We start from the raw sequence: 25,499 nt of genomic DNA on the forward strand, positions 1-25,499 counted from the left end.
GTCTTCGCGGTAAACGACGATTTCGGCCTTCGCTACATCGATACCAATAACCGTTGGTGAGTTAAGGATTGTCATGACGAATCCTCGGAGCTAGGGTTTAGGTGCTTGTCGGGGTCTACCTTTGCGCTGGCTTGCCTCTATCGTCGGTTTTACCGATGAATTCCTTATCGGCGCTTTAGGTAGAAAGGGCGGAACGAGAAGTCTCCCACGGTCCGTACTGGCTAGAGTCGGAATCGAGCTTTTAGTCCCGCCCACCCCTTCAAGTCTAAACATACAAGCGAGCCTGCTCGCGATAAATCGAAAGACGAATACAAAAAAACCGGCAGAGCACTGAAACTGTGGCGAGGGAGACATACAAGCCCCAAGTGACAGCATCAGCTACCCTGCACGGCAGATGGCATGGGCTTGAAAACTATTGATGGCGGTTCTCGAGGCGGCAAACCTCTTTTTCTATGCCGATGCACTCAACCGGTTCGCCCACGCCTTTCTCGAAACGACGGGCGTTCATCAGCAGGCCTCCTTTGATGCCACCGATGAACGCGAAGGCGCCTTCACGTCCGCCTGTGTTACGTCCGGACAAATCCACGGCCACGCTGTTGGGCCTGACTTCATATACCCAGCCGCCGTTTTGCGCTTGGGCGATGGCCCAGATCTTGGCATCGGTATAGTCGCGAAACGCCACAACAACCGAGTTGGTAAAAACGGACGACTCTGGATCACTCGCCAATCTCAAGTTCGGTACTTGCGAATTCCAGGCCCGTAATCCTTGGGCAAGTGCATCCGCCCCTTGTACGGAGTTGATTATTGAAGAGCCGACTGCCCAGAGGGATTGCTTACTCGTTACCCAGGCCAGACCCTCTGGGGGCGTGATCCGGCTCCAATCGATGCTCACCGCCGCGACCTCCAATGGGCTTTCATGGCCCGTCGGTTCGCGGTAGTTCGGGTTCGGCTCACAGTTGGCAAGGTTGTCTTTCTTGCATGCTTGCTTGATGAACTGGCGCTTGACGCCTCCCGGAAAGCTGATTTCCTGCTCACTGACAGGTCCTCCCGACACATCCTGATCGATACCATGGGGAGCTTTGATCTCGTACACCCATTCCTTGGCGAACCGTTGGGCGAGCGCCTGGTCGCGGGTTGTACTGCTGTAGACCGATTTACCTGCGCCAGCCCCGTGGCTCCACCAGTCATACATCCACTCGATGACGGGGGAGCCTACGGCTTTGGGTAAAATCCCGTCCTGGAAGGCCCCGAGTCCCTGATCCGTCGTGTCCCCTCGATAGAGCGTGTTCATGTCGGTACGCCAATGCAACGATGGCTTGGTATCGCGGATCGGCACACTCGAATCCGCCGTAACCTGAAGCCACGCGGTATACCACGGCTCCTCTTTTCCATCGGCTCCCCACGCGTCTGCGCCCGGTTGCCACACACCTGCCAACGCCACCACTGCGACGGCTGTCGCCTGTATGAAATTGTTATGAGTTGTCATGATTTGATGCCTTATCTGGAACGGTGAAGCCCTGTCGAATCACATACGTCATGACTGCCTATGCTTCGACGTGACACATCTCACTTTGGATTCTGCGGGGGGCTGCTGGGCAGAGCCTCGACCTACCGCATCAGTTCTGAGAGTAGATCAAGGCTGGGGGAGGGATTGCGTTGCGGTGCCTGGACTTGTAACAAAAGGCTGATAGCCACCGACTTTTGTGGCGAGGGGATTTATCCCCGTTGGGCTGCGAAGCAGCCCTCAAGCCAGGCAGTTCGGTGTGTCAGGTAGATTGAGTTGTTGGCTTAGGGGACTGCTGCGCAGTCCAGCGGGGATAAATCCCCTCGCCACAGGGAACTCATGTGTGGTCGAGTTCTACGGCCGGATCTCGATCATCGTCCCATCCGGCACCAGGTTCCAGACTTCGCGCATGTCCACGTTGCGCATGGCGATGCAGCCGTCGGTCCAGTCCAGCGTATGGAACAACTGTTCAGGGTTCTCTTCCGAATCCGGCGTGCCGTGGATCATGATCATGCCCCCCGGCTCCACGCCTTCGCGTCGGGCGCGGGCGGCGTCGCTGATGTTGGGGTAGGAAATGTGCATCGACAGGTAGAAACGGTCGCTGGTCTTGCGCCAGTCGATCCAGTAGAAACCCTCGGGGGTGCGCTTGTCGCCTTCGATCAGTTTGGGGCCTTTCTTGGCGCCCTTGCCCAGGGAAATGCGATAGGTCTTGAGCGGCTTGCCGTCGTTGATCAATTGCAATTGATGGGCGGACTTGAGCACCAGCACTTTTTCGATGACTTTGCCGTTGTAGGTTCCCACGGCGGCGGCCTGGGACACAGCGGTGAACGACAAGCAGAACAGGACAAGCAACCAGCGCATTGAAACGATATCCCTAGAGGTGTCGCGGCTATATTGATTGGTATTTTCAGGTGTTGGCGGGCTGGGCCAGCGGTGGGATCGATTCGGATCGCACCGGGTAATCCTCGGCCCGGCGGTCAGCGTAGAAATATTCCAGGGTACGGCCCACCGTGCGGAAAGCCAGCTCGTCCCAGGGAATATCCGCTTCTTCGAACAATTTCACTTCCAGGCTCTCGGGCCCGGCGGCGAAATCCTCATCCACCAGTTCGGCGCGGAAGAATACATGTACCTGGCTGATATGCGGTACGTCAATCAGCGTATAGATGCTCAAGTTTCGCACCCGGGCGCAGGCCTCTTCGGCGGTTTCGCGCACGGCGGCCTGTTCGATGGTTTCTCCGTTTTCCATGAAGCCTGCCGGTAGCGTCCAATAACCGCGCCGCGGCTCGATGGCGCGCCGGCACAACAGGACTTTACTGCCCCAGGTCGGTACGCAGCCGGCCACTATGTTGGGGTTCTGGTAATGGATGGTATGGCAGGTGTCGCAAACGAAGCGCAGGCGCGAGTCGCCTTCGGGTATGCGCTGGGTCACCGGGTTACCGCACTGGCTGCAGAATTTCATGCTTGGGTTCCTGAATGCTGCGCCTATCTTGGCGTGCGTGGGCCGGTGCGGCAAGTTGTCGTTTCGCGACACGACGCGGTGCGGGGCTTGGGCCGCTTGAATGATTGGTGCATGATGCAAGGTAGCGAATAAATCGAGAAGTCTCATGCTGGACGAGCTACTGCATCGAGTAAGCAACCATACCCCGCAAGACCTGCAGGCCGACCGACGTTTCCCTGAAGCCGCGGTGCTGGTGCCGATCACCCGCAGCGATGAACCGGAGTTGGTCCTGACCCTGCGCGCCAGCGGGCTCTCGACCCATGGCGGCGAGGTGGCCTTTCCTGGCGGGCGCCGCGACCCGGAAGACCCCGACCTGATCTTCACCGCCCTGCGCGAGGCCGAGGAAGAAATCGGCCTGCCTCCCGGCCTGGTGGAAGTGATCGGCCCCCTCAGCCCGTTGATTTCGCTGCATGGCATCAAGGTCACGCCCTATGTCGGGGTGATTCCGGACTACGTCGAATACCAGGCCAACGATGCCGAGATCGCCGCGGTGTTCAGCGTGCCACTGGAGTTTTTTCGCAAGGACCCGCGCGAACACACGCATCGTATCGATTACCAGGGCCGCAGTTGGTACGTACCCAGCTATCGTTTTGGCGAATACAAGATATGGGGCCTGACAGCGATCATGATCGTCGAACTGGTCAACCTGCTGTACGACGCCGATATCGACCTGCACACGCCACCCAAAAGCTACATCAATACCTGATGACCCGAGGATCCTCATGAAATACCGCCTGGGCGATGCCCGTGTCGAAACCCACCCACAGAGCTGGGTCGCGCCCAACGCCACGCTGGTGGGCAAGGTCCGCCTCGAAGAGGGCGCCAATGTCTGGTTCAACGCCGTCCTGCGCGGCGACAACGAACTGATCCTGATCGGCAAGCACAGCAACGTGCAGGACGGCACGGTGATGCACACCGACATGGGCTACCCGCTGACCATCGGCACCGGCGTGACCATCGGTCACAACGCCATGCTCCATGGCTGTACGGTGGGCGACTACAGCCTCATCGGCATCAACGCGGTGATCCTCAACGGCGCGAAGATCGGCAAGAACTGCATCATTGGCGCCAACTCGCTGATTGGTGAGGGCAAGGAGATCCCCGACGGCTCGCTGGTGATGGGCTCGCCTGGCAAGGTCGTGCGGGAATTGACCGAGGCCCAGAAGAAAATGCTCGAAGCCAGCGCGGCTCACTATGTCCACAACGCGCAGCGCTACGCCCGCGACCTCGCCGAGCAAGAACAATGACCCCGTCCGAACGCCCGGTTCGCTCGCCCTGTGTGAACGTCTGCGCGCTGGACGATGACGACGTCTGCACCGGTTGCCAGCGCACCGTGGCGGAAATCACCCGATGGAGCCGGATGGATAACGAGGAACGGCGCAGTGTCTTGGCGTTGTGTCATGAGCGGGCCAAGAGCAGTGGGCTGGTGTGGATGTTGCCGGCCAGGCGCTGATGCCGGATATGGAACATAACCCCCTTGTGGCAGAGGATTTATCTGTGGCGAGGGGATTTATCCCCGCTGGGCTGCGTAGCAGCCCCCAAATCCGGCGCCTCGGTGTGTCAGGCAGAGTAAGTTGACAGCTTTGGGGCTGCTGCGCAGCCCAGCGGGGATAAATCCCCTCGCCACAAGAGCATATTCACCAGGCTTCAATGTGTTCGCCCCAACCACCGATCCACCCCCACCACCGCCAACGCAATCCCGACAAACCCCGCCAAGATCCCCCCGGCATTGATGAACACCTGTGGATAACCCAGGTTCGCCACATCAATGAAAGGGTAGGGGTAGGCCGCCAACAGATCCCCGCGCAGCAGGACATAGGCGAAATACACCAAGGGATAGATCATCCACAGCCCGATGTGGCCCAGGCGCAAGGTGCCTTTGGGCACATACAGCCACCAATAGACGATGTACAGCAGCGGCATCACGTCGTGCAGCAACTCGTCGGCCACGAACTGCCACCCTTCGGGCTGCCATAGATGCCGCAACAGCAGGTTATAGGCCAGGCTGACCAGGGCGATGCTCACGGCGATACCACTGCGCACGCTGGGCCACAGGAACCAGCGACGGGCTGGGGATTGGCGCGGGTTCAGTTCCCAGGTCAATACCACTGCCACCAAGGTGTTGGTCAGCACCGTGAAAAAACTGAAGAAGTTCACCAACCCGCCCAGCAGGCTCGCGTCCAGCTCCCATCGGCCGAGCAGGATCAGGTACAACTGGATGCTCAAACCCGTCCAGCCGAGCACTGCCGCCACCGCCACGAGCCGCGCGGGACGACGCAGATCGATATCCACGGTTCAGACCGGCCGCTTGGTACGCATCAACTTGATGTACAGGCGCTCGACCTTCTCCCGCGCCCACGGCGTCTTGCGCAGGAAGGTCAGGCTCGACTTGATGCTCGGGTCGCTCTTGAAACAGCGGATGTCGATGCGTTCAGCCAGGCCCGACCATTCGTAATGCTGCACGAGGGCGTTGAGGATCTGCTCCAGCGTCACGCCGTGCAGCGGGTTGTTGTTGGGTTCGGTCATGGAAGGCCTTCGCATGCAAAAGATGTAAAGCCGCGCACCTTAGCCGAGGTGCCCTTGTGGTGGAAGCATAGCCTTCAACATGGCCGCCAGAGCCCGGCGCGCACTGTTACCGAATCCGAGATGATTCATGTCAACAAAAGCCCTTTCTCTATTGATAACAGGACATTATCCTTGCGCCGCCTGCTGAAACGCTTCTGCGCTGTTGGGTGAAGCCTCTGCGTCCGGCTCATTCTTGCTGGAAGATCAAAGAATTCTTTTTATGCCTAATATCCAGGTCCTGAAAGACAGCGCTGTCTTTGCTGGCAAACCTGTGGGAGCGAGCCTGCTCGCGATTGCGACCTGGCAGTCGACATCGCGGCTGGATGTGCAAACGCAATCGCGAGCAGGCTTGCTCCCACTGAGGAATCGCACAAACCGAATACCTTTTTCAACTGAACCAAGCCCGTATCAGATCGTCATCTACAGTGACTACTTGCGCGGGACTCCTTAAAACGTCACGGAGAATCACACTATGAGCACTGAGGGTGCTTTGAGTCGAAGCCGTCTGCTACCGAGCCTGCTCGGCATTCTGCTTCTATTGATGGGCCTGGCCCTGTTGGCCGGGGGAGTCAAGCTGAGCACGCTTGGCGGCTCGTGGTATTACCTGCTGGCCGGTATCGGCCTGGCTCTGACCGGCGTATTGCTGATCATGGCCCGTCGCGCGGCCCTGGGCCTGTACGCGCTGGTATTGTTTGCCAGCACCGTGTGGGCGTTGTGGGAAGTGGGCCTGGATTGGTGGCAACTGGTGCCGCGCCTGGCGCTGTTGTTCGCCCTGGGCATCGTCATGTTGCTGCCATGGTTCCGTCGCCCGCTGTTGAGCGCCGATGCCCCGGCCACGGGAACCCGCGCATTGGGCGCCGCCGTGGTCATCGCCGGTATCGCCGCACTGGCCAGCCAGTTCACCAACCCGGGCGAGATCAAGGGCCAACTGGACCGCGACAGCGTGCCGGGCATGACCAACACCGCCCCGGCCATGCCCGATGGCGACTGGAACTCCTACGGCCGTAGCGCCCATGGCGACCGTTATTCGCCGCTGGCGCAGATCACCCCCGAGAACGTCAGCAAACTGGTGCCGGCCTGGACCTATCGCACCGGCGACCTGCCGGGGCCGAACGACCCGGGCGAGACCACCGCGGAAAACACCCCGCTGAAGGTCAACGGCATGCTCTACGTGTGCACGCCCCACAGCCAGGTGATTGCCCTGGAGCCGGAAACCGGCAAGGAAATCTGGCGTTTCGATCCGAAGCTTTCCACCCAAAAAGCGGAAAACTTCAAGGGCTGGGCCCATATGACCTGCCGTGGCGTGACCTATCACGATGACGCGGTGTACGCCTCGGCCGAACAGAGCCCCACCGGCACCGCCAGCACCACGCCGGCCAGCACCTCGTGCCCGCGGCGGATCTTCCTGCCGACCGCCGACACCCGCCTGATCGCCCTGAACGCCGACACCGGCAAGATGTGCGAAGACTTCGGCGACAAAGGCCAGGTCGACCTGACCGCCAACATCGGCGGCTTCACGGCCGGCGGTTACTACTCCACCTCGCCACCGGCGGTGACCCAGAACCTGGTAGTGATCGGTGGTCACGTCACCGATAACGTCTCCACCGACGAGCCAAGCGGTGTGATCCGCGCCTACGACGTCCACACCGGCAAGCTGGTGTGGAACTGGGACAGCGGCAACCCGGACGACACCACGCCGATTGCCGAGGGCAAGACCTACACCCGCAACTCGCCGAACATGTGGTCCATGTTCAGCGTCGATGAAAAACTCGGCATGCTCTACCTGCCGATGGGCAACCAGACCCCCGACCAGTTCGGTGGTAACCGCACGCCGGAATCGGAAAAATATTCCGCCGGCCTGACCGCCCTGGACATCGCCACCGGCAAGGTTCGCTGGTACTTCCAGTTCACCCACCACGACCTGTGGGACATGGACGTCGGCGGTCAACCGACCCTGATGGACATGAAGACCGCCGACGGCGTGAAACCGGCTGTGTTGGCTTCCACCAAGCAAGGCAGCCTCTACGTGCTCGACCGCAGCAACGGCCAGCCGATCATCCCGATCAAGGAAATCCCGGTGCCGCAAGGCGCGGTGGAAGGCGACCACACTTCGCCGACCCAACCGATGTCCGACCTGAACTTCGTGCCGCCGGTCCTCAAGGAGCGGGACATGTGGGGCGTGACCCCGTTCGACCAGATGCTGTGCCGGATCGACTTCAAGTCGCTGCGCTATGACGGCATGTTCACCCCACCGTCGCTGCAAGGCTCGATCGTCTACCCGGGCAACTTCGGCGTGTTCGACTGGGGCGGCATTTCGGTTGACCCAGTGCGGCAGATCGCCTTCGTCAACCCGAGCTACATGGCGTTCAAGTCGAAACTGGTACCGGCGGCCGAAGTGGCTGGCGGCCCGGGTCGCAAGAGCGAAACCGAAGGCGTGCAGCCGAACAAGGGCGCACCGTATGGCGTGATCCTCGAAGCGCTGCTGTCGCCCATGGGCCTGCCTTGCCAGGCACCGGCCTGGGGTTATGTCGCGGCAGTGGACCTGACCAACAACAAGACCCTGTGGAAGCACAAGAACGGCACCGTGCGTGACAGCTCGCCGGTGCCGATCCCGCTGAGCATGGGTGTACCGAGCCTGGGCGGCACCTTCACCACGGCCAGTGGCCTGGCGTTCCTCAGCGGCACCCTCGACCAGTACCTGCGTGCCTATGACGTGAAAAATGGCAAGCAACTGTGGGAAGGGCGCCTGCCCGCCGGCGCCCAGACCACGCCGATGACCTATACCGGCAAGGACGGCAAGCAGTACGTGCTGGTCGTCGCGGGTGGTCATGGTTCCCTGGGGACCAAGCAGGGTGACTATGTGATCGCGTACAAGCTGCCGGATTAAGCCAAACCGGCGCTCATGAAAAAGGCGACACCCTTGCGGGTGTCGCCTTTTTCTTTAGCCCGATGTCACCCCAAGTTAACTGTGGGAGCAAAGCTTGCTCGCGATGCTGGCGCCCTGGTCTTCAGGTGGACCGCGTTATCGTTTATCGCGGGCAAGCCTTGCTCCCACAGATCACCATGAGGCAAACGATACTGCTTACAACTCGATCTTCACCGCCTGGGAAGCCCGGGTCGCCTTGGCGCGGGCGGCTTCGATGGATTCGTCGCGGGCCAGGGCTACGCCCAGGCGGCGCTGGCCGTTGACTTCCGGTTTGCCGAACAGGCGCAGGGCAGTGTCCGGTTCGCTCAGGGCGGCGCCGAGGTTGGCGAAAGCGGTCTGGGTCGACTGGCCTTCCACCAGGATCACCGCCGATGCCGACGGGCCGAACTGGCGGATCAGCGGAATCGGCAGGCCGAGAATGGCCCGGGCGTGCAGGGCGAACTGCGACAGGTCCTGGGAAATCAGCGTCACCAGGCCGGTGTCGTGGGGGCGCGGCGAGACTTCGCTGAACCACACCTGGTCACCCTTGATGAACAGCTCGACGCCAAACAGACCGCGACCACCCAGGGCCTCGGTCACTGCCTTGGCCACGCGCTCGGATTCGGCCAGGGCCACCGGGCTCATGGCCTGGGGTTGCCAGGATTCCTGATAGTCGCCCTTTTCCTGACGGTGGCCGACCGGTGCGCAGAAGGTGGTGCCGCCGACGTGGCGCACGGTGAGCAAGGTGATTTCATAATCGAAATCGATGAAACCTTCGATGATCACCCGACCCTTGCCGGCACGGCCGCCTTCCTGGGCGTAGTCCCAGGCTTTCTGCACGTCATCGGCACTGCGCAGCAGGCTCTGGCCCTTGCCCGAGGAACTCATCACTGGCTTGACCACGCAGGGGAAACTCAGGGTTTCCACGGCCTTGCGGTAGTCTTCCACGGTGTCGGCGAAGAAGTATGGCGAGGTCGGCAGGCCCAACTCTTCGGCGGCCAGGCGCCGGATGCCTTCGCGGTTCATGGTCAGTTGCGCGGCGCGGGCGGTAGGGATCACGGTGAAGCCTTCGGCTTCCAGTTCCACCAGGGTGGCGGTGGCGATGGCTTCGATTTCCGGCACGATGAAATGCGGCTTCTCGGCCTCGATGACCGCGCGCAGGGCAGCGCCGTCGAGCATGTTGATCACATGGCTGCGGTGGGCCACTTGCATGGCCGGCGCGTTGGCGTAGCGATCCACGGCAATCACCTCGACGCCCAGGCGCTGCAGTTCGATTACCACTTCCTTGCCCAGCTCACCGCTGCCACACAACAAAACGCGGGTCGCGGTGGGCGACAATGGGGTTCCGATACGGGTCATCTGAAGGTCCTCAAACAGGAGCGGATCATCGCGGGTTGCGCGCCGGGCGAGCTTCCCATGGGAGAAAGCGCGGCATTTTACATGAACCGCGGGGTTTGGCTTCAGCCGGCGACGGTTTGCTTGCGTAAACGCCAGGCCATGATCAACCAGACGACCGTGACTCCGGCGAATTTCGAGGCCAGGGCGGTGATCACCACGGGCGGTGTCAGGGCGTCGATCAGGCCGAAGAAGATAAAGGTGTCCAGGGGAATGCTCAGGGCCGAACTGATCCACAGTCGATCATGCAGCGGACGCTTGGTAATGGTGAACACCAGCCAGTCGATGCACTCGGACACCGCAAACGCGGTGGCGCTGGCCAGGGCGATGGTCGGGTCCGAGGTGACATAGGACAACCCCAGCGCCACCAGCATCGCCACGATGGCGCCATGGCCGAAACGGGTCTGCACCATGTCCCGCAGGATAAACACCAGCCCGCCCCAGGCCGACCAGATGATGTCCAGGTGCGGTGCGGCAGAGAACGCGAAGTTGATCAGCACGACGCTGGCGATGTAGGCGATCAGGAAAAGCATGGGGCGGGTACCTGGTGATGACGGATAAGGTATTAAAGGACAGCGATACTCCCTGTGGTGAGGGGATGTATCTGTGGCGAGGGGATTTATCCCCGCTGGGCTGCGCAGCAGCCCCCAGAACAGTCACCCCAATCTTTCTGATCCACCGAGTTGCCTGGTTTTAGGACTGCTGCGCAGCCCAGCGGGGATAAATCCCCTCGCCACAGGAGGTTGACGGTGTCAGTGGATGAAGGGTACTTCAGCCATAAGCCATCCCTCAATCCTCCTCACTGCCCTCCAGCTTCCAATACCCCACCGCTTTCACAAAGTCCTGGTCCAAGCCTTTCTCCTCCAACAACACCTTGCGAATCTGCCGCGATACCTTGCTCTCGGTCGCGACCCAGGCGTACAGCTTGCCACTGGGCATTTCCAATTGCTGCACGGTGGTCAACAGGCTGTCCCGGCGACCTTCGCGCAGTACCCAGATCACATGCACTTGCGCCGGGCTCTGGAGGATCTGCTGTTCGGCGCCGTTTTCCACTTCCACGACTACCAGCGCGCGCCGGTTGGGCGCCAGGCCTTCGAGGCGGCGGGCGATGGCGGGCAGGGCGGTTTCGTCGCCGATCAGCAGATAGCTGTCGAAGATGTCCGGCACGATCATCGAGCCCCGTGGCCCGCCGATATTGAGGTATTGCCCGGGCGCCGCCTGGGCCGCCCAGGTCGCGGCAGGGCCGTCGCCGTGGAGCACGAAATCGATGTCCAGCTCCAGGGTGTCCAGGTCGTAGCGGCGCGGGGTGTAGTCGCGCATCTCGGGCATCGGGCCCTGGGCTTTACCTGCGCCGGGGTTGAAGTTTTCCAGGGCGGCGTGTTCCTCGGCGTTCTGCGGGAACATCAACTTCACGTGATCGTCCGTGCCCAGGCTGACAAAATCGGCCAGTTCCGGCCCGCCGACGGTGATGCGGCGCATGCGTGGGGTCAGGTCCTGTACCCGCAACACTTGCAAGCGACGGCGTTTGATCTCGTGGGTGACGCGGTGAATGGTGTTTGGATCGACTTCGGTCATTGGCTTGACTCCGAGACAGGTGGACGGCCGGGGCCGTCGGCGATGGCTTTGGCGGTGGCGTCGAGCAGATCGCGCACCCGCTGGATTTCTTCCGGGCTCCAGTGGCCATGGTGCTTTTGCAGCGCATGGCGCAGGTTATACACCGCTTCATGGATTTCCGGGGGACGATTGTGGCCGCGCAATGTGCGCTTGCTGATTTCAATGCGTGTACGCACCTCATCCAGCGTTTCGGCCTGGTCCTCAAGGGATAGACGTCCGGCATCGGTCACGCTGTAGCACTTTTTTCCGTCTTCGAGGCCGCAACTGATCATTGCGTTCATTTCCAGGAAGGTGAGGGTCGGATAGATCACCCCGGGGCTGGGGCTGTAGGCGCCGTCGAACATGTTCTCGATCCGGCGGATCAGGTCATAGCCGTGGCACGGCTGTTCGGCAATCAGCGCCAGCAGCAACACCTTCAAATCACCGGGGGCGAAGACCCGGGGGGCCCGGCTGCCACGCGAGCCTGTAGGGCGTCGTTCGAAACCGTCATATTCACGTTTGGAGGAAGAGTCGGAATGAGAATAAAGGGCGTTCATATGCTGTCTCCGTTCTGCATATAGATAGCACTCAGATATATCTTGAATAAAAGATATATCTTTTGACTTGATGGTTTTTTGCAAACTAAGATATATCTTTATTTCGCGGCGGGTTATTTGGGTTCAGGGAAAGACCTTACATGAATACTCAATGTATGCGAGGTGCGGTTGCATACATTTGTAATGATTAAAAGGGTGTCAGCTTAAAATGTGGGCTGTTTCTGACAGCTGAACTTAAGTTTTATCGATATCGGGGTATTTTTCGCTCTTCTGCGTGCTGGATTTACTACAAGCCTATAGGAAATTGCCTGCTTTTTTTTAGTTAAAGAGCGCCGATCATGCTCGGCGTTGGAGGGACAGGCCAAGTTGCTGTTGGTCTGCAATTTCAATCATTTCTCTTTATTGCTAAGAACAGGTGTTAACAACATGCTCAAACAACTTGTATCCGTTACTGCTCTGGCCGTCGCTGCCGTGAGTTCTTCGCTGGCCTTCGCTGCCGACGACGCACGCTCGTCCATCCACATCACTGCGAACATCCCGACCAAGCAGTTCCATGTGCAGCCGCGCAACCCGGACTTCGGTAAAGATGAAGTCATGAGCTACAACACGGTCAGCGGCACCTTGACTTCGTTGCGCCAGACCTATGATGTGAAAAACACCGAAGGTTCGGTCAACGCCTACATCGAAGGCGGCCCGGCGGCGCTGTACAACGGCAGCAACTCCATCGCCCTGACCACCGCCTTCAACGGTGTCACCCTGACCGCCACGCCTCAGGAAGTGGTGGACGATGCCACCTCCACCCCGGGCACCCAGGCTGACATGACCATCGTCGCGGCCAAGCCTCTGGATACCCAGAACGGCCTGTACACCGCCGACATGACCGTCATCTTCGACGCCGTGCCTCGCCCGTAAGGCCATTCGCTGCCCGGTGAGTTTCACCTCACCCTCACGGGCATGCCGCGGGCCGACCCGTTCTCCCCCAACGGGTCGGCCCGCACCTGAACACCCTGATAGCTCGCTGATTAGAGAGTCCGTTGATGTTTCCGATAACACCCATCGCGGGTGCGCTCGCGCTGTTGTTGTGCGCGAACGCATTGGCCGCCCCGGCTGCCCCCGGTACCACTCCCAGAAGCCTGTTGTCCCAGGCCAAGGGCCTGCCGGCGGAGTTTGAAGCGCACTTCTTCGATGTCCCCCTTGCGGTTCGTGTTGAACTCAACCAACAGTACCTGGGTGAAGCCATGGTGGTCTTGACCCGCGATGATCGTATTACCCTGCTGGAGTTTACCGACACGCAAGACAGTTCGATAAAGGCCATTGACCGGGAGCAATGGGAGCAACGACTCAAGCAAGGCCAAGCGCTGGGCGCTTGTGAAACCAATTGCACCGCGGGGCTGCTCGCCGTGCATTACAGTCTCGAGAACTCCTTGGTGTCGATCCTCACTAAAGACGTCGAGCGCACCACCGAAACCAAGCGCTATCACGATCAACCGGAAGGCGGCAGCCTCGGCCTGATCTTCAATAACCAACTCAATCTAAACGGTGGCCAGGAGCAGGATACCGGCGGGCGCTATGGCCTCAACGCCAGTTCCAGCCTGGGCAACTGGAGCCAGTCGCTGGACCTCCAGCTTTCGCGCCTTGGCGGGCCGGATGACAAGCTCTACCACGCCGTCCATGAGCTCTATACCCAGCGCGAATTGGAAGGCCATTTCTTTCGCCTGGGCTATTTCACGCCCAGTTCCGATGGTTTGAATCGTCAGATCCGTTCGTTCGGCGCCAACCCGGACACCGCCCTTGGGGTGATGTTTGGCAGCTCCGACAGCCTGGCGATCGACAATCCCAAACCCAGCGTATACCCCATTTATGTCACCGCAAGCCGTCAAGCTTCGGTGGAGATTTATCGCAACGGCCTGTTGATCAACACACAGGCGGTCAGCGCCGGTTTGCAGAGCCTGGACACCCGACCCCTGCCCGGCGGTATCTATGAGGTGGAAGTGCGGCTGATCGAGGACGGGCAAACCACCGCCACCAGCCAGGAACTGGTCTACAAACCGAACAATTGGAGCAGCACCGAGGACCGCTGGCGCTACAACCTGTTCGCCGGTCGCGAAACCCGCCTGTGGAGCAACTGGGAAGACCTGCCCTCGGGTTTCAACACCGCGGGGCTCGGCGTCAACTACCTGCTACACCCACGGGTGATCCTCGGTGCCTCCACGCGCCAAGTGCAGGACAAGCTGCAAGTCGGCACCTCGATCGACTGGACGCTCGCCAGCAGCACCAGCCTGTACGCCAACGTCTACCAGACCCAGCAGTACGGCACCGGCATGGACCTGCAAGGCCTGTACAGCTATGGCCATGGCAGCATCGTCGCCAGCCACAACCGCAGCTGGCTCGACACCCGCAATACCTACGAGACCTTGCCGGACGGCACCCGTGTCCGTCAGCGCAACGTGTTCGTCGGCCATACCAGCAACTCGTCGCTGTCGGTCAACCATCGCTTGAGCAACACGACTTCCGTCAACGCACGCCTGGCCTATAGCGAAGGCAATGTCCAAGGCACGGGCCTGGACCTTGGCTTGACCCAACGCGGCAAGCTACGTGGCAGCGATGCCAACTGGCGGCTGTCGGTGTTCGACCGCCCCGGTACTTCGAGCACCAACGACCGGCGCAATCGCGGCGTGGACCTGAGCCTCAACGTGGCTTTGGGCGGGCCGGGCGAATACTGGTCGGGCACCATCGGCACCCGGACATCCCGGGAGGGCACGCGGGACAACAATGGGTCGCTGACCTATCGCCGCGACCTGGAGGATCACGTGTTGCAAAGCGTCTCCGCCACGGCGCTGGCCGATACCTACGGCGTAGGCCTGTCGGGCATCGCCAGCTTCATGACCGAGTCGATGTATGGCGACGGCTTCGTCCAGCGCTCGTCCTATAACGACAACCTCACCGGCGGCCTGAACCTGAGCAGCACCGTGGCCGTGGGCGGCCAGAAAGCGGCTTTCACCGGCCTGCCCCATGGGCGCGGCGCGGGCATGATCGTCGACGTGGACACCGACCTGGACGATATTGTTTTGCGCGCCGACGACCTGACCGGCGGCAGCACCACCTTGCACCCGGGCCGCAACTTCGTGCCCATCACCGCCTACAGGAACAGCCTGGTGACCTTCGACTTCGAGGGCGTGCATCCACCGGCGGCGAACATCGAGCCTTCGCGCACCCGTTATCACCTGAACAAGGGCGGGGTGGACTACCGCAAGATCAGCGTGATGAAAACCGTGACCGTGCTCGGGCGCTTGCTGGACGAGCAGGGGCAACCGCTCAAAGGCCACCACGTGATCAACCACGCCAGCCGCGGTATTAGCGAAGTGGACGGGTTCTTTTCCATGGAGATGAACGCCGCCTCCCCGACCCTGGAAGTGCGTTACGGCAACGAGTTGTTCTGTCGGTTCCGCCTCGATCCGGACAACGCCAGCGTCGAGGGCGATGTGCTGATGATCGGTGACTTGCGCTGCACGCCGGACACCCTGGCCGATACCACGGGGACCGAGTCTGACAAGGCGAAACAGCGTTCGTGAAGCCCCTTACTGGCTAATGCCGTTTTATCCAAGAAATACGATGACCCTGTGGCGAGGGAGCTTGCTCCCGCTGGACGCGCCAGCGTCCCCCTACGGTGTGATGGCTGAGATACAGGGGGCTGCTTCGCACCCCAGCGGGAGCAAGCTCCCTCGCCACGGGTGTTCCGACGTTCTTAAGGCAGCGTTACACCCTTATTTGCAGTGATTTGTCTTGATGTATGAGGTTGTATCAATGAAACCCTTTTCGGTTGCAGTACGCAGCGTGGTCTCGGTGTTGCTGTTTGCGTGCGTGCCTGTGGCCAATGCCGTGAGCCAGGATATCACCGCTGTATTCAGGCCCGACCCTTCAAAACCCAACGAGAATACATTTACCAACACCACTCCAGTGAGTGGTTACTGCTCGACGCATCCAACGCACTGCGGGACGATGTTCAGCATTCGGTTGCCTTTATCCTTCAATTCAACCAGTCCTATCCAGGCCTATCATGAAAACCCTCGGCACGGTGCGATGTTTAAATTGCCCGCCGATTGGCGAACGGTATGGGTCACCCATGCCAGTACGGGCGAGACGGAAAGCGTTGAAATTCGTTGGTCCGGTATCGGCTCGCAATATCGACTCTCTGACAGTGCTGTCAATCTGGTCGGCGGGGGGATGAGCGACGTAGTGGCTCATTCATTGTTATGGCGCACTAGCTGGTCTTTTGCCCCTCAGCCCTGCAGAAGCACGGGTTATGGGGATCTCACGGCCAGCACATATAATTTTTTTTGGAGAACTCCGGAAGAAAGTTCGTGCGCCAAGATGGCCTATTATCTTGTTCCTGGGATGAGTTATTCCTATCTGGATTTTGGCTACGAGCTGCGCACACCCAATCCCTTAAAAATGTCGTCTGGACGATACACGGGGTCGTTAACGTATAGCGTCGGACCGGGGCAGGACATTGATATGGGCGATGTCATGCTTCCCAACGATTCGGCCCTGACCCTCGACTTCGAGCTCACTGTCGAACACACCCTCAAAGTCGAAGTCCCCCCCGGCGGCAACCGCGTTGAACTCGTCCCCCAGGAAGGCTGGCAATCCTGGCTCAACAGCGGTCGCAAACCCACGCGACTGTTGCGCGACCAACGTTTCCATATCTCCGCTTCTTCGCGTTTCAAGATGGCCCTCGAATGCGAGCGCATCAGCGGCAATACCTGTGCGATCGCCGAAGCCGACACCGGCCATGCCGTGCCCGTGGACGTCAGCGTGACCCTGCCCGATGGCTTGACGGACGGCGCCGGTCAGCCGGTCAACCGCCGCCGGTTGCTGCGCGATGGCAGTGGCACCGAGCTGTTCCAGCCGGGTTTATACGTCGATCGACGTTTGGGAATGCTGCATTTCGAGGTGGCCCAGAGCGGTGTCGAGCAGATGCTGGACAGCGGCGCCAAGGCCTATACCGGCAACATCACGGTGATCTGGGATTCACAAGTTTAAAGGCGTGGCTTGGCCCGTTCGAGCCGACTTGAGGGTGGGATAAAAATGAAGCAGTTACCAGTGGCAGTGCAAGGTATGGTTTCAGTGATGTTGTGGACATGTGCGTCGACGGCCAGTGCCGTGAGCATGGATGTGACCGCAATCTTCAGGCCGGATCCCTCGAAGCCTAATGAAAATACCTTTACCAACACCACGCCGGTCTCGGGGTATTGCGCCTATTATCCGGCGGTCTGCGACAGGGAAAAAATGTTCAGCATCCAGCTGCCCATTAACTTCGCATCGACCGGTCCCATTCAAGCCAATCATGGAGACTCTCGGCAAGGGGCGATGTTCCATGTGCCTGCCACTTGGCGTCTGGCGCAGGTGACCCACAGCGGTACGGGCGAGACTGAAATCGTTCAAGTACGCATATCCGGTATCGGTTCGTACTACCAACTGCCCGTCAGCGCAATTGAATTGGTCGGTGGCGGTGTGGATTTCAGGGCGGCCCATGCGAAGTTGTGGGGTGGTTCTCCCTGGCTGTATGCCCCCTCGCCCTGCCAATCCAGCGGGTACAGCACCTTGAATGACCGCGTCTACTTCTTCTTCTGGAAGACGCCGACCGAAGGTGTGTGTGCCAAACGGGCCAGTTACCTGATCCCCAGCATGTCTTACCACGGACTGGACTTTGCCTACGAACTGCGCACACCCAACCCATTGAGGATGTCGTCCGGCCAATACACGGGTTCACTGAGCTACGGCGTCGGGGCAGGGCAGGACTTTGACACGGGCGACCTCATGCTCCCGAACGATTCGGTGATCACCCTCAATCTCAAGCTGACGGTCGAACATACCCTCAAGGTCGAAGTGCCCCCGGGCGGCAACCGTGTGGAACTGGTGCCCCCGGAGGGCTGGCAAGCCTGGCTGAACAGCGGGCGCAAGCCGACGCGGCTGTTTCGCGACCAGCGCTTCCATATATCGGCCTCTTCGCGTTTCAAGATGGGTCTTGAGTGCCAGCACATCAGTGGCAACACCTGCGCGATCAGCGAAACCGGTACAGGCCACGCCGTGCCGGTGGACGTCAGCGTGACCCTGCCCGAGGGGTTGGCGGACGCCGGCGGGCAGCCAGTCAACCGCCGCCGACTGCTGCGCGATGGCAGTGGCACCGAGCTGTTCCAGCCGGGTTTTTATGTCGATCGCAGGCCCGGGACACTGCACTTCGAGGTGGCCCAGGGCAGTGTCGAGCAGATGCTGGACACGGGCGCCAAGGCCTATAGCGGCAATGTCACGGTGATTTGGGATTCGGAAGTTTAGAAAGGCTGGCTCGGCCTGTTCCGAGCCGATTTGATGGTGAGAAATAGATGAAACATTTATCCATGACAGTGCGCGGAGTGGTTTGCGCGTTGTTGTTTACATGCACACCTGCGGCCAATGCGTTGAGCCGGGACATCAGTGCGATATTCAGGCCTGACGCTTCGAAACCGCAGGAGAATACCTTTCTCAATACCACTCCAGTGAGTGGTTACTGTGAAAATCATTCGGCGGAGTGCCGAACGGCAAAGATGTTCAGCATCCGGTTGCCCATTATCTCCAACGCCATCAGCCCCATCCAGGCCAATCATGGAGACACTCGGCAAGGTGCGATGTTTAAAGTGCCTGCCAACTGGCGCACGGCTCAGATCACCCATACAGGCACGGGCGAAACCGAAGTGGTCGAAGTGCGTTTTTCTGGTATCGGTTCGAGATATCGAATTCCCGCCGGCGTCGTCAATGTGGTAGGTGGCGGTGTGAGTCCGCTCACCGCTCACCAGAGATTATGGCGTGGTTCTTCCTGGGTATATGCCGCCGCGCCCTGTCAATACAGTGGTATGGGTTTTTACACCTCTACCGATTACGAGTTTTTCTGGAAGACTCCGACACAAGGGGTATGCGCCAAACCAGCCCTTTATCTGATTCCCGCCATGAGCTACACCCACTTGGACTTCGCCTACGAACTGCGCACCCCCAACCCGTTGAAGATGTCCTCCGGCCAATACACGGGGACGCTGACTTATACCGTTGGTCCTGGGCAGGACCTCGACCTGGGTGACGTCATGATCCCCAACGACTCGGCGATCACCCTCAATTTTAAACTCGACGTCGAACACACCCTCAAGGTCGAAGTTCCCCCCGGCGGTAACCGCGTCGAACTGGTGCCCCAGGAAGGTTGGCAAGCCTGGCTGAACAGCGGGCGTAAACCGGCGCGGCTGTTCCGCGACCAGCGCTTCCATATCTCCGCTTCTTCGCGTTTCAAGATGGCCCTCGAGTGCGAGCGCATCAGCGGCAATACCTGTGCGATCGCCGAAGCCGGCACCGGCCATGCCGTCCCGGTGGACGTCAGCGTGACCCTGCCCGATGGCTTGACGGATGCCGGCGGGCAGCCGGTCAACCGCCGCCGATTGCTGCGTGATGGCAGTGGCACCGAGCTGTTCCAGCCGGGTTTGTACGTCGACCGCCGGCTCGGGATGCTGCATTTCGAGGTGGCCCAAAGCAGTGTCGAGCAGATGCTGGACAGTGGCGCCAAAGCCTATACCGGCAACGTCACGGTGATCTGGGATTCGGAAGTCTGAGTGGCCGACTGGCCGGCAAAATTCAATGAGTTGTGTTTACTGCATGAGGTTGGAACAGCGATGAAACATCTATTGGCATGGGTTGGGATCTATCTGTTTTGCGGCGTGGCCCAGGCTGGGCCGCAGATTGGCGTGGGGGTGGTGTACGACTACCTGGACGGCGACAAAACGACTTACATGAAACGGGTGTTCAACGGCGGGACGTCCACGGCGTTCGTCAAGGTCAACATCCTGGAAATCATCTACAACGAGGACGGTACCTATCAGGAAGTGCCCCTGAAAAACCAGGACAGTGCCCAAGCCAAAGATGGCCTGATGGCCAGCCCGGCGCGGCTGATCGTGCCGGCCAACGGTGTGCAGGGAACACGGTTGGTGTTCATGGGCAACCGCGACAAGGAACGTTACTTCCGCGTGCGTTTCGTGCCGGTGGTGCCGGAAGCCGAAGACGAGTTCGCCATCAGCGCCGAAGAACGCGAGGAATATAAAAAGGAACGCGTGGAGGCGGGGGTCAAGGTCTTGGCCGGCTACGGCACGGTGTTTTTCGTGCGGCCCAAGGACACCCGTTACGAGACCGTGATCGATAACAGCGCCAGCCGTTACCACTTGCGCAATAACGGCAACACGGTGTTGGTGATCGATGAGTTCAAGGACTGTGTGGCGCAGAAAGAGAACGACTGCAAGCCAACCACCAAGCATCACGTCAAGAGCGGCCAGAGCTTTTCGTTCGACAAGGAAGCGGGGCGTGAATACCGCTTCACACTGGTCGAAGGCAGCAAGACAAAAAACGTCGAGATCAAAGGTTGATGGCCGCCGTCGCCGAACCGTCGTCGCCAGAGGTAATCAGAATGTTCAAGACCCTATTGTTCAAGGCGTTGTTGTTCAAGGCATTGTTGTTCAAGTCGGTGTTACGCCCCTTCGCATTGAGCGCATTGATATTGCCAGGGGCTGCGGCCTGGGGCGCGGTGGAGCGGGAAACGTTCGAACTCTACGTGACCATCCCGACAGTCGACTTCTATGTGTTGCCGCTGGACCCGCAACTGGTCCAGCGCGAACAACGCTTGCCCTTCAGCACCATCACCACCGACCTCAGCCCCTTGCGGGCGACCTACGAGGTGAAGAACAGCAACGGCTCCATCGGCGCGCGCCTGGGGGAAGAGGCGTACTTGTCCAATGGGCGTGATCGCATTGACTTGCGAGTGACATTCAACAACGTCGAACTGACCCTGAATTCGGCCCAAGTGGTCTCGGCCACCGAGGCCCGGCCCGGGCGCCAGGTGCCGCTGGTCATCGCCGCCATCAAGCCCGATGACGACTACAAGCCAGGCGACTACTACGGCACGGTGCACATGGTGTTCGACGCCACCGCGCCGTAGGGCTGTCGATGCAAGAGCGTGGAGTGGTGAGGCTCAGGGAGTCGAGCATTTGCACCAAACCCCGTGGCGAGGACGCTTGAGCAAGCGCCCTCGCCAGGGGTTTTACTTACTATAAAAAAAGGAGCTACACATGTTGAAAAAAATGGTTTTTGTTACTGCTCTGGGTGCTGCCCTGAGCCCTGCGCCAGGTTTTGCGGCCGATGATGCTCGCTCCTCGATTCACATCACCGCCAACATTCCGAACAAGCAGTTTCATGTGCAGCCACGGGATCCGGAGTTCGGCAAGGACGAGGTCATGCATTACAACCCGGTGACCAGAAAATTGTCCCCGGTGCGCCAGATCTTCGATGTGAAGAACACCGAGGGTTCGGTCCATGCCTACGTTGAGGGGAATTCCTGGCTGGACAATGGCTCGAATCAGATTGTCATTGCGGTCATGTTCAACAATGTTCCCCTGTTCACTGGCATACCGCAGGAAGTGGTGGACGACGCCACGTCCACGCCAGGTACACAGGCCGAGATGCACATCTTCGCGCCGTTCCCGATTAATTCCAGCCAGTCAGGTCTTTACACCGGGCTTATCACCGTGATTTTCGACGCGGTCCCTCGGGTTAGCCTGTAACTCACCGCGCCACGGGGAGTCTGTACTTCGTTTATTAATCAGAAGAAGAGCAAGTATGTTTAAAAAAATAGTATCCGTAACGGCCCTGGTTATTGCAGCCCTGAGCCCTTCATTAGTGTTGGCGGCTGATGATGCTCGCGCAGCCATCCATATCACCGCGAACATTCCGAACAAGCAGTTTCATGTGCAGCCACGGGATCCGGAGTTCGGTAAGGACGAATACATGTATTACAACCCCCTGACCTACAAGTTCACCTCTTTGCGTCACACCTTTGACGTGAAGAACACCGAGGGTTCGGTCCACGCCTACATCGAGGGTGGCGCGAGCACCGGGGCCGTCCATTTGAGCAATGGTATAGATATTGTGAGCCTGAGGGTTTTGTTCAACGATGTACCTCTGGACAACCTACCTCAGGAAGTCGTGGACGATGCCACGTCCACGCCCGGTACCCAGGCGGACATGCGTGTCGTTGTTGCGAACTCGCCTACTCGTCCACTCTCACCTGGCATGTATAACGCAGACTTCACCGTGATTTTCGACGCGGTCCCTCGGGTCAGCCTGTAACTCACCGCGCCACATCGATAAGGCTGCGAGTGCTCTGTGGCGAGAGAGTGCTCTGTAGGAGCTGCCGGAGGCTGCGATCTTTTGATCTTGATTTTTCGCTTGTGACTCAACTGTCTGGGACAAGATCGCAGCCTCGTTACACTCGTCAGCTCCTACATCCACATGTGTCGTAACTTACTGGCTTGCCACCAACGGCTTGCACTGGGTCTGGCTGCCCGGTTGCAAGTACGGCGAGAGAAACGGCGCCATGCCCTTGAGCACCTGCACGGGCAAAGCCGAGGTGAACTTGAAGTTCTGCGCCGAAGCCCCCGGGACGAAGGCGGTGAGGGTGCCGAAGTGGCTGTCGCCGATATAGAACACGAAGGTGGCGGTGCGGTTGATCGATTTGGAGCTGATCACCCGTCCACCGGAACCGACGGCTTCGATACGGTTGTCGCCGGTGCCGGTCTTGCCGCCCATGGCCAGCGGCGTACCGTCGGCCAGTTTGAAACTGCCGGCCACGCGTTTCGCGGTGCCGGCGTCCACCACCTGGGACAGCGCACCGCGCAGGGCCTGGGCCACTTCCACCGGCATCACGCGCTTGCCGTTGTCCGGGTCGTTGACCAACCGCGTTTCGTAGGGCGTATTGACGGCAAAGTCCAGGCTGTCGATGCGCAGCGCCGGCTGCCGGATGCCGTCGTTGAGGATGGTGCCCACCAGTTCCGCCAGGGCAGCGGGGCGGTCGCCGGAGCTGCCGATGGCAGTGGCCAGCGACGGCACCAGATGGTCGAACGGATAGCCGACTTGTTGCCAGCGCTGGTGGATATCCAGGAACGCTTCGATCTCCAGCATGGTGCGGATGCGACTGTCCCGGGCGCTCTTGTGCCGGCTTTTGAACAGCCAGCTGTAGACCTCCTGACGCTCGAACTCACTGGCCTTGACGATCTGGCTGAACTTGGCGTCGGGGTTGTTCAGCAGGTAGCCCATCAACCACAGGTCCAGCGGGTGGACCTTGGCGATGAAACCCTGGTCCGGCAGGTCATAGGCGCCGGGGCCGTAGCTCTGGTAGAGCCGCTCCAGGCGTTCGTCGGTGAGTTTTTCGGCGCTCTTGGCCGACTTCAAGTGCGCGCGCACGAAGCGGTTGAAGCTCTCCTGGCTGTCGTTGGGAAAGAAATAGCGGTGCACGGCGGCCAGGCGGATCGCCGTAGGACGCATGCCGTCGAGGAAGGTTTCCAGGCGCTGGCCGGTGTCCTTTTTCTGGTACTTCTTCCAGAACCTGAGCAGGAACGAAGTGCCTTCGCGGTCGGCGAACTGGGCCAGGTATTCCTGGCGGCGCGGGTCCTTGTCGTCCTTGAGCAGCTCGGAGCTGTTATTGGGGCCGGCATAGGTGGCGTAGCGCACCAGGTCGCGCATCAGGCGGATGAAGGGCAGGTTGATCGATTCGCGCAAGGAGTCACGCAGCGTGGGCATGCGACCGTCGTCTTCCTTGCGGAAGTTGTGGAAGGTATGCAGCCCGCCGCCAGTGAAGAACGCCTCGCCAGGGCTGGCGGAATACGTGCGATCCAGCGCCGCCTCGAGCATTTTCGGCAGGCTGCGGTCGCTGTTCTGGACCAGGTAGTCGACGGCCCAGCGGGAAAGGCGGTCCTGTTCGGCGATCTCGGTTTTCTTCAACGCCGCCGGGGTCTGCTGGGCATAACGTTCGTGCAGTTCGGCGATGATTTGCAGGTAGGTGGTGAGCACCCGCAGCTTGGCGGTGGAACCCAGCTCCAGTTTGCTGCCTTCGTTGATGTCGAAGGGCTGGTCGGTGCTGTCGGTCTGCACCCGCACGCGCGAGCCATCGGGGGTCAGTTCCAGCAGGGTGAAGCTGTAGCGCACCTGGGTGGTGCTGGTGGGAGTCAGCAGGCGTTCGCCCATCAGGCCGATCTCGGTCGCGAAGGCCGGGTCGGCCAAGCGCTTGAGGTACTCGGTGGCCTGGGCCTGCAAGTCGCTTTGCAAGGTGCTGGTGGCCGAGAGGTCCAGACGATCAAGGTCGTACAGCGGGCGATTGAGCAGCGTGGCGAGGCGACTGCGGGCGGCGCTGATACCCTTGTTGGTTTCGTTGGGCTGGACCGTCGGGTCCTGGACCCAGTCGCGATAACTGACCTTGCTCGCCAGGGCTGCCTCGGACAGCGCCGCATCGATCACGCCGTTCTGCGCCAGTAGCCGGATGTGGCTGTCGGTCAGGCGCGCCAGTTCATCGTGGCCCTTGGACAGGTAATGGGACGGGCGGCGCTGGGCGATCATCAACGACAGCATTTCCCGCAGGGCCAGGCCTTTTTCCGCCAGGCTCTTGGGGTCGTTGGCGGTACTGAACAGGCGTTCATTGGCCCGCTTGAAATCGGTGCCGTACCAGACTCGCAAGCCTTCCGCCATGCCATGGACTTCACCGTGCCCCGGCACGGCGGAGAGCGGCACGCTGTTGAGGTAGTCGCGGATGATCCGTTGCCGCGCCTCGAGGGTTTGCGGGCCGGCCTGGTAGGCCCGCACACTGGCGGAAATCATCTGGCGGATTTTCTCCCCGCCCGACACCGTGAGGCCCTCGGGAGAGTGACGGTATTTTTCCAGCTGTGTCGCCAGCGTGCTGCCGCCGGCGGACTGCCCCGGCAGGCTCAACAGCTTGGCGACTTGCGACCAGGCCGCCATGGCGAAACGTGGCCAGTCCACTGCCGGGTTTGCCAGCGGTTGCTTGGGGTCGAGCAGAAAGCGGTTCTCGATAAACAACAGGCTCTGCACCACCACGGGCGGGATCGCCTCGAAGTTCGCATACAGTTGCTGCGGGTACTTGAACTGATAGACCGGTGCGGCGCGGCAATCGGTGATGGTCAGCCCGGCCTGGATCTTTTCCGCATAGGGCACGAACAGGCCTTTTTCGACGTAGCCCATCAGCGCCGGCGAAAACCGCGCCTGGGCCTGGATCACGTAGTCGCGCTTGAGCAAGCGCGGCAGGAATTCCCCCAGCGCGCTGTAGCCCAGGCGTCGGTCGAACGGGCCCGCGCCAGGGTAGACGATGGCATCGCTGGGCCCTGGCTGCACCGCATAGTTCAGGGACGCGGCGTACTTGCTGAGCTCCCGGGCCTGAAACCGCGACGTGCGCATCTCCTTGGCCACCGCCAGGCCGACCACCACCACGATAATCAGCAACAACAACCAGAATGCCCGCCAGCCATGCCGTGCGCGGCGTTTTTTTTGAGGTAAAGGCGCTTCTTCCATACGTTCAGTCGGGACCATAGGTTCATTCGAATCGGTTTGCCACAAAGCGCCCATAGTCGACTG

General features: G+C 60.2%; 23 protein-coding genes. 13 read left to right on the forward strand and 10 right to left on the reverse strand.

Annotated features, from left to right (window positions below; all coding sequences use genetic code 11):
• Nucleotides 1-412: 412 nt before the first annotated feature.
• From DTP52_RS12975 to DTP52_RS12985, 3 genes are all read right to left on the reverse strand, one after another.
• Entirely contained in the window at nt 413-1,486 is a 1,074-nt protein-coding gene (locus tag DTP52_RS12975) for a hypothetical protein (RefSeq protein WP_109753726.1), read from the reverse strand.
• 372 nt (nt 1,487-1,858) lie between these two features.
• On the reverse strand, nt 1,859-2,365 hold the full coding sequence (locus tag DTP52_RS12980) for a murein L,D-transpeptidase family protein (RefSeq protein ID WP_072409000.1): 507 nt from the start codon (nt 2,363-2,365) through the stop codon (nt 1,859-1,861).
• A gap of 46 nt (nt 2,366-2,411) precedes the next feature.
• Entirely contained in the window at nt 2,412-2,963 is a 552-nt protein-coding gene (locus tag DTP52_RS12985; protein WP_092166299.1) for an NUDIX hydrolase, read from the reverse strand.
• 145 nt (nt 2,964-3,108) lie between these two features.
• On the opposite strand from DTP52_RS12985, the gene DTP52_RS12990 reads away from it, so the two are divergent.
• From DTP52_RS12990 to DTP52_RS13000, 3 genes are read left to right on the forward strand one after another with little or no spacing between them, the layout of a single operon-like run.
• Entirely contained in the window at nt 3,109-3,708 is a 600-nt protein-coding gene (locus DTP52_RS12990; protein WP_109753727.1) for a CoA pyrophosphatase, read from the forward strand.
• A gap of 16 nt (nt 3,709-3,724) precedes the next feature.
• Nucleotides 3,725-4,249 (forward strand): gamma carbonic anhydrase family protein, encoded by a 525-nt coding sequence (locus tag DTP52_RS12995; RefSeq protein WP_109753728.1) that lies wholly within the window; start codon nt 3,725-3,727, stop codon nt 4,247-4,249.
• A complete protein-coding gene (locus DTP52_RS13000; protein WP_109753729.1) occupies nt 4,246-4,455 on the forward strand; it encodes a DUF1289 domain-containing protein in 210 nt (69 codons plus the stop codon). Before DTP52_RS12995 ends, DTP52_RS13000 begins: the two co-directional genes overlap by 4 nt.
• A 194-nt stretch (nt 4,456-4,649) precedes the next feature.
• Here the strand turns inward: DTP52_RS13000 and DTP52_RS13005 are convergent, their stop codons facing one another.
• Nucleotides 4,650-5,261, reverse strand: a complete 612-nt coding sequence (locus DTP52_RS13005; protein WP_109754012.1) for a Pr6Pr family membrane protein — start codon at nt 5,259-5,261, stop codon at nt 4,650-4,652.
• A 36-nt stretch (nt 5,262-5,297) separates the two neighbouring features.
• The gene (locus tag DTP52_RS13010; protein WP_003205228.1) at nt 5,298-5,528 is read right to left on the reverse strand and encodes a VF530 family DNA-binding protein; all 231 of its coding nucleotides are present in this window, start codon (nt 5,526-5,528) and stop codon (nt 5,298-5,300) included.
• A 511-nt stretch (nt 5,529-6,039) separates the two neighbouring features.
• Here DTP52_RS13010 and DTP52_RS13015 point away from each other — a divergent pair.
• Entirely contained in the window at nt 6,040-8,454 is a 2,415-nt protein-coding gene (locus tag DTP52_RS13015; protein WP_109753730.1) for a glucose/quinate/shikimate family membrane-bound PQQ-dependent dehydrogenase, read from the forward strand.
• Between the two features lie 195 nt (nt 8,455-8,649).
• On the opposite strand, the gene purT is transcribed toward DTP52_RS13015, so the two are convergent.
• The 4 genes from purT to DTP52_RS13035 form a co-directional block, all read right to left on the reverse strand.
• On the reverse strand, nt 8,650-9,831 hold the full coding sequence (purT, locus tag DTP52_RS13020) for a formate-dependent phosphoribosylglycinamide formyltransferase (protein ID WP_109753731.1): 1,182 nt from the start codon (nt 9,829-9,831) through the stop codon (nt 8,650-8,652).
• Nucleotides 9,832-9,932: 101 nt separating this feature from the next.
• Nucleotides 9,933-10,400, reverse strand: coding sequence for a preQ0 transporter (locus DTP52_RS13025; RefSeq protein WP_109753732.1), 468 nt, complete (start codon nt 10,398-10,400; stop codon nt 9,933-9,935).
• Nucleotides 10,401-10,656: 256 nt separating this feature from the next.
• Nucleotides 10,657-11,442: a siderophore-interacting protein gene (locus tag DTP52_RS13030; protein WP_109753733.1), complete on the reverse strand. Its 786-nt coding sequence runs from the start codon at nt 11,440-11,442 to the stop codon at nt 10,657-10,659.
• Nucleotides 11,439-12,017 (reverse strand): PadR family transcriptional regulator, encoded by a 579-nt coding sequence (locus DTP52_RS13035; protein WP_109753734.1) that lies wholly within the window; start codon nt 12,015-12,017, stop codon nt 11,439-11,441. Before DTP52_RS13035 ends, DTP52_RS13030 begins: the two co-directional genes overlap by 4 nt.
• 426 nt (nt 12,018-12,443) lie before the next feature.
• Between DTP52_RS13035 and DTP52_RS13040 the strand changes: the two genes are divergently transcribed.
• The 9 genes from DTP52_RS13040 (at nt 12,444) to DTP52_RS13080 (ending at nt 22,208) form a co-directional block, all read left to right on the forward strand.
• Nucleotides 12,444-12,929: a CS1 type fimbrial major subunit gene (locus DTP52_RS13040; RefSeq protein ID WP_109753735.1), complete on the forward strand. Its 486-nt coding sequence runs from the start codon at nt 12,444-12,446 to the stop codon at nt 12,927-12,929.
• A gap of 125 nt (nt 12,930-13,054) precedes the next feature.
• Entirely contained in the window at nt 13,055-15,589 is a 2,535-nt protein-coding gene (locus tag DTP52_RS13045) for a CS1-pili formation C-terminal domain-containing protein (RefSeq protein WP_109753736.1), read from the forward strand.
• A gap of 232 nt (nt 15,590-15,821) precedes the next feature.
• Complete coding sequence (locus DTP52_RS31620; RefSeq protein ID WP_109753737.1) at nt 15,822-17,060, forward strand: hypothetical protein; 1,239 nt, start codon at nt 15,822-15,824, stop codon at nt 17,058-17,060.
• Nucleotides 17,061-17,105: 45 nt separating this feature from the next.
• The gene (locus tag DTP52_RS13055; RefSeq protein WP_178082483.1) at nt 17,106-18,353 is read left to right on the forward strand and encodes a hypothetical protein; all 1,248 of its coding nucleotides are present in this window, start codon (nt 17,106-17,108) and stop codon (nt 18,351-18,353) included.
• Between the two features lie 47 nt (nt 18,354-18,400).
• On the forward strand, nt 18,401-19,648 hold the full coding sequence (locus tag DTP52_RS13060) for a hypothetical protein (protein WP_371925590.1): 1,248 nt from the start codon (nt 18,401-18,403) through the stop codon (nt 19,646-19,648).
• 60 nt (nt 19,649-19,708) lie between these two features.
• The gene (locus tag DTP52_RS13065) at nt 19,709-20,452 is read left to right on the forward strand and encodes a pilus assembly protein (RefSeq protein WP_109753739.1); all 744 of its coding nucleotides are present in this window, start codon (nt 19,709-19,711) and stop codon (nt 20,450-20,452) included.
• 41 nt (nt 20,453-20,493) lie between these two features.
• Nucleotides 20,494-21,021, forward strand: a complete 528-nt coding sequence (locus DTP52_RS13070) for a CS1 type fimbrial major subunit (RefSeq protein ID WP_371925591.1) — start codon at nt 20,494-20,496, stop codon at nt 21,019-21,021.
• A gap of 130 nt (nt 21,022-21,151) precedes the next feature.
• Complete coding sequence (locus DTP52_RS13075; RefSeq protein WP_109753740.1) at nt 21,152-21,643, forward strand: CS1 type fimbrial major subunit; 492 nt, start codon at nt 21,152-21,154, stop codon at nt 21,641-21,643.
• A 55-nt stretch (nt 21,644-21,698) separates the two neighbouring features.
• Nucleotides 21,699-22,208, forward strand: coding sequence for a CS1 type fimbrial major subunit (locus tag DTP52_RS13080; RefSeq protein WP_109753741.1), 510 nt, complete (start codon nt 21,699-21,701; stop codon nt 22,206-22,208).
• Between the two features lie 174 nt (nt 22,209-22,382).
• Here the strand turns inward: DTP52_RS13080 and DTP52_RS13085 are convergent, their stop codons facing one another.
• A complete protein-coding gene (locus DTP52_RS13085) occupies nt 22,383-25,490 on the reverse strand; it encodes a transglycosylase domain-containing protein (RefSeq protein ID WP_109753742.1) in 3,108 nt (1,035 codons plus the stop codon).
• Nucleotides 25,491-25,499: the final 9 nt, after the last annotated feature.

Source organism: Pseudomonas sp. 43mfcvi1.1 (genome assembly GCF_900115935.1).
GTDB classification, from domain to species: Bacteria; Pseudomonadota; Gammaproteobacteria; order Pseudomonadales; family Pseudomonadaceae; genus Aquipseudomonas; species Aquipseudomonas bijieensis.